The sequence below is a fragment of the Streptomyces sp. NPDC002643 genome, from assembly GCF_053592555.1.
The window spans coordinates 575078-587042 of sequence record NZ_JBSFVY010000001.1; the positions used below are offsets into that span (position 1 = coordinate 575078).

Consider the following 11965-nt stretch of genomic DNA (forward strand, 5'->3'; position numbering starts at 1 on the left):
TGACGTCGGTTGCGTCAGAAGGCTGCGTTGTAGATGAGGCCCGCGAGAACTCCGCCGACCAGCGGGCCGACCACCGGAATCCAGGCGTAACCCCAGTCGGAGGTGCCCTTGTTCGGGATCGGCAGGAAGGTGTGCGCGATGCGCGGGCCGAGGTCGCGTGCCGGGTTGATCGCGTAGCCGGTGGGCCCGCCCAGGGAGAGGCCTATGCCGACGACCAGGAACGACACCAGGAGGATCGAAATGCCGGAGCCATAGATTCCGGCTTCTTCGCCGGGGATCTGGCCGATGCCGATGCCGGTGTTCCGGCCGAACGCGAGGATCGGCAGCACCAGGGCGATCGTCGCGATGATCTCGGTGATCAGGTTGGCCGTCGGGTTCCGGATCTCGGGGATCGTGGAGAAGATCCCGAGGGTCGGCGTCGGCTTGTCCACCGTGCCCTCGGTGGTGCCCTCCTGACGGACGTTCGCCTGGAACTGCGCGAGGTAGACCAGATAGGCGAGGACCGCCCCGAGCATCGCGCCCACCAACTGGCCCAGCAGATAGACCCAGACCTTGTCCCACGTCTCCGTGTCGACCGCGATGCCGACGGTCACCGCCGGGTTGAGGTGCCCGCCCGACAGCGGAGCGGCCGTGTAGGCGCCCGCGAGGACCGCGAAGCCCCAACCGAACGCGATGACGATCCAGCCCGACGCTCTCGACTTCGAGAACCGGAGTGTGACGGCGGCGCACACACCGGCGCCGAAGAGAATCAGGATGGCCGTACCGATGACCTCACCGACGAAGATGTCTCCGTTGCTCATGGCGGCTCCTAGACCCGACCCGGGGCGATCGACCCCGGCCCTTCCGTGCAGGGTGCGTTCCCATGGCTGGTTCAGCCGAAGGCAGGGAGGTCCCGCGCCCCGCCCGGCGTCCATGACGAGCGTGCCGTCGCAGCCGACTCGCCCATGGGGGATGGCCCGTCACACGGACGGGAGGCCCGAACGGCGCACTGCGCAAAGGCGCCCGAATACGGCGATGCCGACCGACACGGGAAGTGTTCACCGGCACCCGAGGGGCGTCAATAAGACCGACAGCAATGGTTGAGCCGCTCCGGCGCCCGAGCGCACCTCATCGGACCGCGATGACCGCGGACCCGTGCCCGAACAACCCCTGGTTCGCGGTGATCCCCACGCGCGCGCCCGCCACCTGCCGGTCACCCGCCTCGCCCCGCAGCTGCCGAACCAGCTCGCACACCTGGGCGATCGCCTGGGCCGGAACCGCCTCCCCGAAGGAGGCCAGCCCCCCGCTGACGTTCACGGGTATGCGCCCGCCCAACGCCGTCGCGCCGTCCCTGAGAAGCTTCGCGCCCTCACCCTCGCCGCACAGCCCCAGGTCCTCGTACCACTGCAACTCCAGTGCCGTGGACAGGTCGTAGACCTCGGCCAGCGAGAGGTCCTCGGGCCCGATGCCCGCCTCTTCGTAGGCCGCCCTCGCGATCGACGCCCGGAACGACTCGGCGAACGGCTCCACGGCGGCTGCCGAGTCCGTGGCGATGTCCGGCAGATCCAGCACCGTGTTGGGGTAACGGGGCGTCACCGTGGACACCGCCCGTATCCGCACGGGCTCGGCCACGCCGTGCCGTCGCGCGAACTCCATGCCGGCCAGCACGAGCGCCGCACCGCCGTCCGACGTCGCACAGATGTCCAACAATCGCAGTGGATCGGCGACCACGGCGGAACCCGCGACCTCCTCGGCGGTGACCCGCTTGCGGTAGCGCGCGTACGGATTGAGCGCCCCCATCGCGGAGTTCTTCACCTTGACCCGCGCGAAGTCCTCCGGGGTGTCCCCGTGCATCGCCATCCGTCGACGCGCGTACAGCCCGAAGTACGTCGGATTGGTCGCCCCGAGGACCCGGAACCGCAGCCAGTCCGGATCGTCCGGCCGATCACCGCCCGCCGGCCGGAAGAACCCCTTGGGCGCCGAGTCCGCGCCCACGACGAGGACGACGTCCGCGAGCCCGGCGAGGATCTGGGCCCGCGCGGTCGCGATCGCCTGCGCCCCGGACGCACAGGCCGCGTACACGCTCGTCACCCGTGCCCCCTGCCACCCGAGCGCCTTGGCGAAGGTCGCCCCCGCCACATACCCGGGATAGCCGCCACGCACCGTGTCCGCCCCGACGACCGAGTCGACCTCCCGCCAGTCGACCCCCGCGTCCTCCAGCGCCTTCCGCGCGGCCACTGTGCCGTACTCGACGAAACTCCTTCCCCACTTGCCCCACGGATGCATCCCCGCGCCGAGCACCGCCACCTCACCCGTCATGCCGTCACCCCCGTCGGCCGCCAGTGCCATGTCGTCCAGGTCGTCTCCGCGTCCTCGCTCAGCACACCGGGGACGACCTCCACCTCCATGCCCACCGTCAGATCGGCGACGGTGACCCCGGGAACGGCCTGTCCCAGCACCACGAGGCGCTCCGCGGCCAGTTCCACAGCGATCAACGCGTACGGCTCCCACGAAAGTTCCGGATCGGACACGTAGGGTGACGGAGGCCGATACCGGCTGTCCGTGTACGACCACACCCGACCTCGTCGTGACAGGGGCACCTCCACCAGTTCACCGCCCGGACAGCCGGGGTTGCGGCAGTGGACGTCCTCACGCGGGAAGAACACCGAGGCGCAGGCCGAACAGCGAGTGCCCAGCAGCCGGAAGCCGGCGCCCTCCCCACGGAACCAACCGGCGACCACGGGTGTGCGATTACGCGACAAAATCCCTCCCCGGTGAGCGGATCTGATGGAGCGTCAGGAGTCTGGCACGAGCAGCGCGAATTGGGCAGGTCCCGGGAGAACCAACGGGCCTCCACCGGCGTCGGAGTATCGGGAGGGACGGCCGGGGCCCACGGGGGTGGTTGCGGCCGTCCCTCACCCGTATCCGCTGCCAGAAGCGATGGCGCATTGAGCCGCCCCCGTGAGACGACCAGCAGATGATCGGATACAGTCCGCCGCGTGTCCGCAAATCAACACCGAACCGCCAACTCCGCACTCGACTCACACTGTTCGAGTTGCGGAGCGCCCTACGGAGAGGGCGTTTCCGGCTGGCCGCGCACCTGCGACGCCTGCCACACCGTGGCCTACCGCAATCCGCTCCCCGTCGCGGTGGCCCTCCAGCCCGTGTACGACACCAAGGGCACGGCCCTTGTCGTGATCACACGGACCATCGCCCCCGCGCGCGGGGGCACCGCCCTGCCCGGCGGCTTCATCGACCACCGGGAGGACTGGCGGCACGCCGTCGTCCGTGAACTCAAGGAGGAGACAGGCATCACCGCGGCCGACCGCGACGTGCGCCTCGCCGACGCCATGAGCTCGCCCGACGGCCATCTGCTGCTGTTCGGGCTGCTTCCCGAGCGCCCGGCCGCCAACCTGCCGCCGCCCGCCGAGACGGACGAGACGGAGGGCTGGCACCTGCTGCGCAGGCCCACCGAACTCGCCTTCCCGCTGCACACCCTGGCCGTCCAGGCGTTCTTCGACGGCCGCTACGTCTGAGCCGAACCACGACTCACCCCCGGTCGAGCCCCCGTACCCGCACGGGATACGCGGGCTCGACCGGACCCTCGTCCCCGTCCCGCCTCACCACCACACGCGCCCCTTCCCAACGCGCGGTGTACCGCTCGATCTCCGGCTCGTCCCAGCCGTCGCCCGCGTCCGCCACCACGAGCCCCCGTCCCGTCCGCCCGCGCGCGGGTGCCCACACCTCCAACTCCAGGCCGTCGTCGGCGCCCTGGACCGGCACTACGGCACCCGCGCGCGCGAGAACGGGAATCCTCGACAAGGGCGCCTCCAACAGCACCTGCCCAGGCCCCTCATACGCCTTCCCCGTCACCACGTCGTACCAGAGCCCCCTGGGCAACTGCACCGCACGCCGGTCCGCACTTGCGTCAAGAACGGGCGCCACCAGCAGACAGTCACCCAGCAGAAACGCGTCCTCGCAGTCCCGCAACGCCCTGTCCTCAGGCCTCGCCCACCAGAGCGGACGCACATAGGGAGCCCCCGTACGACGCGCCACATGGGCCAACGTCATGAAGTACGGCAACAGCCGGCGCCGCTCGACGAGCGCCACGCGCGCGTACTCCAGGACCTCCGCCCCGAACTCCCATGGCTCCCTGCGCCCCGCCCGCAGACTCGCGTGCGTCCGGAACAGCGGCAGATAGGCCCCGAGCTGGAACCAGCGCAGATACAGCTCCGGCGACGGACTCCCGTCGAACCCGCCCACATCGGGCCCCGAGTACGGCACCCCGCACAGCCCGAGCCCCAGCACCAGGGACAACGACGCCCGCAACCCCGGCCAGCCGGTCGCCACATCCCCCGACCACGTGCCCCCGTAGCGCTGCATCCCGGCCCACCCGGAGCGCGAGAAGACGAACGGCCGCTGATGGGGCGCCAACTCACGCAGCCCCTCGTACCCGGCCCTCGCCATGCACAACGCGTACACATTGTGCGCCTCGCGATGATCACCACCACGGCCGTCCAGGTCGTGCCGAGCCGACCGGGGCAACGTGTTCTCCCCGAACGCCGTGAACGACGTCGGCTCGTTCATGTCGTGCCAGAACCCGGCGAAGCCCTGCGCCAGCCGCTCCTCGTACAAACGACCCCACCACGCACGCGTACGCGCACGCGTGAAGTCCGGAAAGACGGACTCCCCGGGCCACACGACTCCCTCCAGAACCCGCCCGGAGGCATCCCTCACGAACGCGTCCTCGGCCGTCCCGCTGTCGTACACCGCGTTGCCCGGCCGCGCCTTCACCGCCGCGTCGACGATCGACACCAACCTGATCCCGTCCCGCCGCAACTCGTCGGCGAGATCCGGCAGCTTCGGGAAGTTCTCCGGGTCGACCGTGAACACCTGATGGGCGTCGTAATGATCGATGTCCAGATGGATCGCGTCGAGCGGCAGCCCGTGCTCCCGATAGCCCGCCACGATCCGCCGCACCTCCTCCTCGCTCCCGAAGCCCCACCGCGCGTGATGGTGCCCCAGCGCCCACGCCGGCGGCAGCGCCGGAGCCCCCGTGAGCGCCGCCCAGGCGTGCAGCACGCGCGCGGGAGTGCCCACGACCACCCAGCAGCGCAACGGACCGCCGTCCACCCGCAACTCGGACGTACCGGGCCGGTCGTGCCCCGACCCGGCGCCCTCCTCGCCCTCCCGCAACGTCACCGAGCCGTCCCACGTGGTGTCGTGGAACACCAGATGCGTCGCCGCGTCGGCCACCACCATCTGCACCGGCATCGTGACGTACAGCGGATCATCGCCCGGTGCGAACGCGTGACCGGGGTCGGTGTTCCACAGCCGATACGTTCCCTCACGCAGCCGGGGCCCGGCCGCCCGCCCGCCGAGTCCGAAGAACCGCGCGTCCGCCGCCACCTCCGAACGCTGCATCCACCGCGCCTCGCCCCCGCCGACCGGCTCCCACCACCGAGGCGGCAGATCACGCCGCAGGGCCACCCCACCGGGCGTACGCACCTCGATGGCCCCGTGCCGCGAGACGACCACCGTCACCCGCTCGGCCACGACCCGCCAGCCACCGTCCTTGTCCGGCTCCAGAACGGCCCGCGGATCGGGCTCCGGGCACCGGCCCGCCAACGCGTACGACGGCTCCGGAGAGGCCCCGTCCCAGCCCCAGAAGACCGCCCCGTTCACATCGACAGTCACCCGCAGCTCGGACCGGCTGAACCGGACCGTCCCACCACCCGGCCCCGCCTCCACGTCCAGCACCGTGCCGGGCACCCGCGCGCGCTCCGCGCCCCGCACCGGCAACCCGGCGGCGTCGGCACGCCTCCTGCGCCACGCGGCCCGTACGGTGCGCAGCCCCAGAGCAGCCCCCGCAGAACCGATCCCCTTCACCGAACGCACCAGGTCACGACCGTTCATGCTGCTCAGCCTGCCACCGACCGGGCCATTCGTGTGAGCCGTTCAACTTCCGTTCACCCCAGGTGAGAGCACATCTTCACCTGGTCGACCAACCGGGCGGCACCCTGGTGCGGAAGTCGATCACATGGCATCGTCCGTGTCAGCCCGCGTCACGCGCTCACCTCGGTCGTGCGCGCCCGACGCACACCACGCGTCCAGCCCGGGAGCCGCCCCATGACCTCAGCGAACCCCTCGCCGCTCTGGCAGCCCGACCCCGAACGCATCACCCGGGCCAAGATCACCCAGTTCCAGTCCTGGGCGGCGGAACACCACGGCGCCCCCGCCGAGGGCGGATACCCGGCCCTGCACCGCTGGTCCATCGACGAACTCGAAACCTTCTGGCAGGCCGTCACCGAGTGGTTCGACGTACGCTTTTCCACCCCCTACGCGCGCGTGCTCGGCGACCGCACCATGCCCGGCGCCCAATGGTTCCCCGGCGCCACCCTCAACTACGCCGAACACGCCCTCCGCGCGGCCGACGCCCGCCCCGACGAACCGGCCCTCCTCCACGTCGACGAGACCCACGAACCACGCCCCGTCACCTGGACCGAACTACGCCGCCAGGTCGGCTCCCTCGCCGCCGAACTGCGCACCCTCGGCGTACGCCCAGGAGACCGGGTAAGCGGTTACCTCCCGAACATCCCCGAAGCCGTCGTCGCCCTCCTCGCCACCGCCGCCGTCGGCGGCGTCTGGACCTCCTGCGCCCCCGACTTCGGCGCCCGCAGCGTCCTCGACCGCTTCCAACAGGTCGAACCCGTCGTCCTGTTCACCGTCGACGGCTACCGCTACGGCGGCAAGGAACACGACCGCCGCGACATCGTCGCCGAACTCCGCCGCGAACTGCCCACCCTGCGCGCCGTCGTCCACATCCCCCTGCTCGGCACCGAGGCTCCCGAAGGTGCCCTGGACTGGGCCGCCCTGACCTCCGCCGACGTACAACCGACTTTCGAACAGGTCCCGTTCGACCACCCCCTGTGGGTGCTCTACTCCTCCGGCACCACCGGTCTGCCCAAGGCCATCGTCCAGTCCCAGGGCGGCATCCTCGTCGAACACCTCAAACAACTCGGCCTGCACTGCGACCTTGGCCCCGAGGACCGCTTCTTCTGGTACACCTCCACCGGCTGGATGATGTGGAACTTCCTCGTCTCCGGCCTCCTCACCGGCACCACCGTCGTCCTGTACGACGGCAGCCCCGGCCACCCCGACACCGGCGCCCAGTGGCGCGTCGCCGAACGCACCGGCGCCACCCTCTACGGCACCTCCGCCGCCTACGTCATGGCCTGCCGCAAGGCCGGTATCCACCCCGCCCGCGACTACGACCTCTCCCGCGTCCAGTGCGTCGGTACCACCGGCTCCCCCCTCCCGCCCGACGGCTTCCGCTGGCTCCACGACGAGTTCGCGGAAACCGGAGCCGACCTCTGGATCGCCTCCGTCAGTGGCGGCACCGACGTCTGCTCCTGCTTCGCCGGAGCCGTCCCCACCCTCCCCGTCCACATCGGCGAACTCCAGGCTCCGAGCCTCGGCACCGACCTCCAGTCCTGGGACCCCAGCGGCAAACCCCTCACCGACGAGGTCGGCGAACTCGTCGTCACCAACCCCATGCCCTCCATGCCGATCCGCTTCTGGAACGACCCCGACGGCACCCGCTACCACGACAGCTACTTCGACACCTACCCCGGCGTCTGGCGCCACGGCGACTGGATCACCCTCACCTCCCGAGGCTCCGTCGTCATCCACGGCCGCTCCGACTCCACCCTCAACCGCCAAGGCGTCCGCATGGGTTCGGCCGACATCTACGAAGCCGTCGAACGCCTCCCGGAAATCAAGGAATCCCTGGTCATCGGCATCGAACAACCCGACGGCGGCTACTGGATGCCCCTCTTCGTCCACCTCGCCCCCGGAGCGGTCCTCGACGAAACCCTCCTGACCCGCATCAAGCAGACCATCCGCGAACAACTCTCCCCACGCCACGTCCCCGACGAGGTCATCGAAGTCCCCGGAGTCCCCCACACCCTCACCGGCAAACGCATCGAGGTCCCCGTCAAACGCCTCCTCCAAGGCACCCCCCTGGAAAAGGCCGTCAACCCCGGCTCCATCGACAACCTCGACCTCCTCCACTTCTACGAGGAACTGGCCCGCAAACGAGGCTGAGCCCCTCGGCCGGACCGCGTTGTCAGTGCTGCCCATTACTGTGAGTGAGCATTGATCGACTGCTCGCACAGGGGGAAACATGGCACGCACCAGCCACCAGAACATGCGCAAGGCGCTGCGCCGCGAAATCGCGGGCACCATCGGCCTGTTGGCCGACGAACACGACTTCACCGCCATGCGGCGCTACCGCAGCTTCACCTTCGATGACCACACGGCCTATCTCCAACAGGTGGAGGCCCTGCTCAGGACACTCGCCGCCCAGGGCAACCACACCACGGTCGCCCTCTTCGACCCCGAGGAATACGCCGAGTTCTGCGCCGACACAGGCCTGGAACCGGACGCCCAGTCCAGCCGCACCCGCTTCACGGCCGAACTGGCGGCCACGGGCGCCGTCGTCCCCTACGAAGGACAGCCCTTCACCGACCTCGTCCCCGAACTGATCGACGAAGCCGTCCGCCAGGCCACCTGGGAGTACGCCACCACACTCCTAGCCCAGATCGGCGACTGCGCCTGCTGCGGCGAGGACATCGGCCGCACGTCCTTCACCCGCGCCACAGAACTGCTCACCCGCATCCTCGACACCGCGGCCCCCGGCGAACGCCACATGGTCTGCAGCGTCTCGTCCAAACCCCAGTCACTCGTCGCCGTCCTCCACGCCGACTGCGACTCCGACGGGACAACCCGCCTCGATGAGACCGAGGCGCTGGAGTTCACCACCGTCCTGGCCCTCGGCATCGCCACCCGAAGCCCCGGCGGACTCGTCATGCGCACCAGCGCCCCCGACACGACCGACCGCGTCTACGGCTGGCGCCTGCGCGGCGACGGACTCGAACCCCTGACCGCCGGAGAAGTCTTCGACGCCTACTGCACCGACGTCGAATCAGGCGACCTCGTCTCCCCGGAATCCGGCGTCGACTACTGCACCCCACCCGACCTCGGCGACGACCAGCCCCACGGAGACACCACCGACGGCCACACCCACTGAACGGGCGAGGGGCGCCCCACCCTCAGGTGGAGCGCCCCTCACCGCCGAGCGACCGTCGTCGACTACTCGCCCGACAGCACCGCCTGCGCCGCGCTCCGCGCCTCTTCGGCGGTGTCCGCCGCCCGAGCGGCAGCCGCCGCCCGCTCGCACTGCGCCAACGTGTACTTGGCCAGTGCCGCCCGCACATACGGAATAGACGCCGCACCCATGGACAGGGAGGTGACCCCCAGCCCGGTCAACACACAGGCGAGCAGCGGGTCCGACGCCGCCTCACCACACACACCACAGCTCTTGCCCTCGGCCTTGGCCGCCTCGGCGGACAGCGCCACGAGGTCGAGCAGCGCGGGCTGCCACGGGTCCTGCAGCCGCGACACCGCACCCACCTGCCGGTCGGCCGCGAACGTGTACTGCGCGAGGTCATTGGTCCCCAAGGACAGGAACTCGACCTCCTGCAGAATCGACCGCGCCCGCAGCGCCGCCGACGGGATCTCCACCATGGCCCCGAACTTGGCCTGCAGCCCCGCCTCACGACACGCGTCGGCGAACGCCTTCGCATCCGTACGGTCCGCGACCATCGGCGCCATGACCTCGAGATAGACCGGCAACCCCTCCGCCGCCTTCGCGAGGGCGGTCAGCTGCGTACGCAGCACCGCGGGGTGATCTAGCAGCGTCCGCAGCCCACGCACACCGAGCGCCGGGTTCGGCTCATCGGCCGGCGTCAGGAAGTCCAGCGGCTTGTCGGCACCGGCGTCGAGCACCCGTACGACGACCCGCCCCTCGGGGAACGCCTCCAGCACCTGGCGGTACGCCTCGACCTGCTTCTCCTCGGACGGCGCCTGCTTGCTGTCGTCCAGGAAGAGGAACTCGGTACGGAACAGACCGACACCCTCGGCCCCGGCCTCCACAGCCGCCGGCACATCCGAAGGACCGCCCACATTGGCCAGCAGCGGCACCTTGTGTCCGTCGGAAGTGGCCCCCGGCCCGCTCAAAGCGGCCAGCGCCGCCTTCCGCTCGGCCGCGGCCGCCTCCAACTCCGCCTTCTTCTCCGCACTGGGGTTCACGAAGATCTCACCGGTGCTGCCGTCCACGGCGATCACCGTGCCCTCGGTCAGCTCCCCGGCCCCCGGCAGCGCCACCACGGCCGGTACTCCGAGCGCCCGAGCCAGGATCGCGCTGTGACTCGTCGGCCCGCCCTCCTCGGTCACAAATCCGAGGACCAGCGTGGGGTCGAGCAACGCCGTGTCCGCCGGCGCGAGATCGCGAGCAATCAGGACGTACGGCTCGTCACTGTCCGGCACACCCGGCATCGGAACCCCGAGCAGCCGGGCGACGATACGATTCCGCACGTCGTCCAGGTCCGCCACACGACCCGCGAGGTACTCGCCGGCTCCCGCGAGCAGGGCGCGATACGCGGCGAAGGCGTCGTAGACCGCGCGCTCCGCCGTGCTCCCCACGGCGATACGACGCTCCACATCCGCCATCAACTCGGGGTCCTGGGCCATCAGGGCTTGGGCCTCCAGCACCGCCTGGGCCTCGCCCCCCGCCAGGTTGCCGCGCGCCATCAGGTCGGCCGCGACGGCATCCACGGCCTTGCGGGCCCGTCCCTGCTCGCGTTCCGCGTCCTCCGCCGGTATCTGCTTGGCCGGCGGCTCCAGTACCGCCGTCCCCATGTGCCGAACCTCGCCGATCGCCACACCGTGGCTCACACCGACGCCTCGCAGCGTTGTCTCCATCTCACCCGTCTCCGATAGTGCGGCGGGTCCCACCGCCGCGGTGGTTGTGGAAAATGCCGTGCGGTACAGCCGTGACGTCACTGCCAGCCGAAGAGCGCGTCGCCCGCCTTTACATCGCCATCCTGGCGGAGTTCGGAGAGGGAGTCCGCAGTGGCTTCGAGAGCGACGACGGGGCAGACCGGCGACTTGCCCGCGGCCTCGACGGCGACGGGGTTCCAGCGGACCACGGCCTGACCGCGCTGCACGGTGTCGCCCTTGTTGACGAGCAACTCGAACCCCTCGCCGTTCAGCTGCACGGTGTCGATACCGAGATGCGTCAGTACCCCGTGACCCTCCGCGTCGACCACGACGAACGCGTGCGCGTGCAGGGAGACGATGACTCCGTCCACCGGAGCAACGGCCTCCGAGGCCTCACGCACGGGATCGATCGCAGTACCCGGGCCCACCATCGCTCCCGAGAAGACGGGGTCCGGCACGGCGGCCAGTCCGATGGCGCGTCCTGCGAGAGGGGACGTCACGGTGGTCATGGGAGCCTCCCGGCGGTGGGGATTCAGGTGGGGGTTGATACGGGCCGTCACTGTCTGTCCCAGGCGGCGCACTGTGCAGCAGCGTATGTCATATGAACTGCCGGTTCCGCATGAGACGTACGGGTTGGCGGACGCCGAGCCAGGCCGAATCGATTTGCACGCCCTCCCGAGCCCGCTGTACAGTCGTACTCCTGCTCGGGACGGAGCGACGCAACTGAGTGTCCCGCCTGAGCGGCAACCAACTTGTCAGATCCTATCTCGGGGTCTACTTCCGTATGCCTGCGGAAGTGGTGGTCAGAGAGACGGAAAATCACTGATAGAGTCGGAAACACCGAAGGGAAGCGCCCGGAGGAAAGCCGAGACGAGAGTCTGGGTGAGTACGAAGGAAGCGTCCGTTCCTTGAGAACTCAACAGCGTGCCAAAAATCAACGCCAGAAAATGTTGATACCCCGTCCCATGATCGGACTTGTTCCGGTTGGGGATGAGGTTCCTTTGAAATAAACACAGCGAGGACGCTGTGAACTGCCGGATTATTCCTCCGGTGGTTCCGCTCCCGTGAAAAGCATTCACGGAGAGTTTGATCCTGGCTCAGGACGAACGCTGGCGGCGTGCTTAACACATGCAAGTCGAACGAT

Annotated in this window: 9 protein-coding genes and 1 rRNA gene; 4 read left to right on the forward strand and 6 right to left on the reverse strand. The window is 69.7% G+C overall.

Translation table 11 applies throughout. The annotated features are described in order from the left end of the window. Positions 1-14: 14 nt before the first annotated feature. The 3 genes from ACWD4G_RS02525 to ACWD4G_RS02535 form a co-directional block, all read right to left on the reverse strand. Positions 15-800 carry an MIP/aquaporin family protein gene (locus ACWD4G_RS02525; RefSeq protein ID WP_451290254.1) on the reverse strand — a complete coding sequence of 262 codons (786 nt, stop codon included), beginning with the start codon at positions 798-800 and terminating at the stop codon, positions 15-17. A 307-nt stretch (positions 801-1107) separates the two neighbouring features. Further along, complete coding sequence (locus tag ACWD4G_RS02530; RefSeq protein WP_451290289.1) at positions 1108-2298, reverse strand: lipid-transfer protein; 1191 nt, start codon at positions 2296-2298, stop codon at positions 1108-1110. Beyond that, the gene (locus tag ACWD4G_RS02535) at positions 2295-2720 is read right to left on the reverse strand and encodes a Zn-ribbon domain-containing OB-fold protein (protein WP_451290290.1); all 426 of its coding nucleotides are present in this window, start codon (positions 2718-2720) and stop codon (positions 2295-2297) included. Before ACWD4G_RS02535 ends, ACWD4G_RS02530 begins: the two co-directional genes overlap by 4 nt. 258 nt (positions 2721-2978) lie before the next feature. Between ACWD4G_RS02535 and ACWD4G_RS02540 the strand changes: the two genes are divergently transcribed. Then, positions 2979-3515: an NUDIX domain-containing protein gene (locus ACWD4G_RS02540; RefSeq protein ID WP_451290255.1), complete on the forward strand. Its 537-nt coding sequence runs from the start codon at positions 2979-2981 to the stop codon at positions 3513-3515. A gap of 13 nt (positions 3516-3528) precedes the next feature. Here ACWD4G_RS02540 and ACWD4G_RS02545 read toward each other — a convergent pair whose 3' ends face one another. After that, on the reverse strand, positions 3529-5895 hold the full coding sequence (locus ACWD4G_RS02545) for a glycoside hydrolase family 31 protein (protein WP_451290256.1): 2367 nt from the start codon (positions 5893-5895) through the stop codon (positions 3529-3531). Positions 5896-6108: 213 nt separating this feature from the next. On the opposite strand from ACWD4G_RS02545, the gene ACWD4G_RS02550 reads away from it, so the two are divergent. Together ACWD4G_RS02550 and ACWD4G_RS02555 are read left to right on the forward strand one after the other, a co-directional pair. Continuing rightward, entirely contained in the window at positions 6109-8085 is a 1977-nt protein-coding gene (locus ACWD4G_RS02550) for an acetoacetate--CoA ligase (RefSeq protein WP_451290257.1), read from the forward strand. A gap of 79 nt (positions 8086-8164) precedes the next feature. Further along, the gene (locus ACWD4G_RS02555) at positions 8165-9070 is read left to right on the forward strand and encodes a hypothetical protein (protein WP_451290258.1); all 906 of its coding nucleotides are present in this window, start codon (positions 8165-8167) and stop codon (positions 9068-9070) included. 62 nt (positions 9071-9132) lie between these two features. Here ACWD4G_RS02555 and ptsP read toward each other — a convergent pair whose 3' ends face one another. Further along, the gene (gene ptsP, locus ACWD4G_RS02560) at positions 9133-10803 is read right to left on the reverse strand and encodes a phosphoenolpyruvate--protein phosphotransferase (protein ID WP_451290259.1); all 1671 of its coding nucleotides are present in this window, start codon (positions 10801-10803) and stop codon (positions 9133-9135) included. Between the two features lie 77 nt (positions 10804-10880). Further along, entirely contained in the window at positions 10881-11330 is a 450-nt protein-coding gene (locus ACWD4G_RS02565; protein WP_451290261.1) for a PTS sugar transporter subunit IIA, read from the reverse strand. Positions 11331-11895: 565 nt separating this feature from the next. On the opposite strand from ACWD4G_RS02565, the gene ACWD4G_RS02570 reads away from it, so the two are divergent. Further along, positions 11896-11965, forward strand: a 16S ribosomal RNA gene (locus ACWD4G_RS02570); the annotation flags it as partial.

Coding starts and splice junctions, on each gene's coding strand:
- ACWD4G_RS02545 (WP_451290256.1), bottom strand. CDS start 5,895: ATGAACGGTCGTGACCTGGTGCGTTCGGTGAAGGGGATCGGTTCTGCG.
- ACWD4G_RS02550 (WP_451290257.1), top strand. CDS start 6,109: ATGACCTCAGCGAACCCCTCGCCGCTCTGGCAGCCCGACCCCGAACGC.
- ACWD4G_RS02530 (WP_451290289.1), bottom strand. CDS start 2,298: ATGACGGGTGAGGTGGCGGTGCTCGGCGCGGGGATGCATCCGTGGGGC.
- ACWD4G_RS02525 (WP_451290254.1), bottom strand. CDS start 800: ATGAGCAACGGAGACATCTTCGTCGGTGAGGTCATCGGTACGGCCATC.
- ACWD4G_RS02565 (WP_451290261.1), bottom strand. CDS start 11,330: ATGACCACCGTGACGTCCCCTCTCGCAGGACGCGCCATCGGACTGGCC.
- ACWD4G_RS02555 (WP_451290258.1), top strand. CDS start 8,165: ATGGCACGCACCAGCCACCAGAACATGCGCAAGGCGCTGCGCCGCGAA.
- ptsP (WP_451290259.1), bottom strand. CDS start 10,803: ATGGAGACAACGCTGCGAGGCGTCGGTGTGAGCCACGGTGTGGCGATC.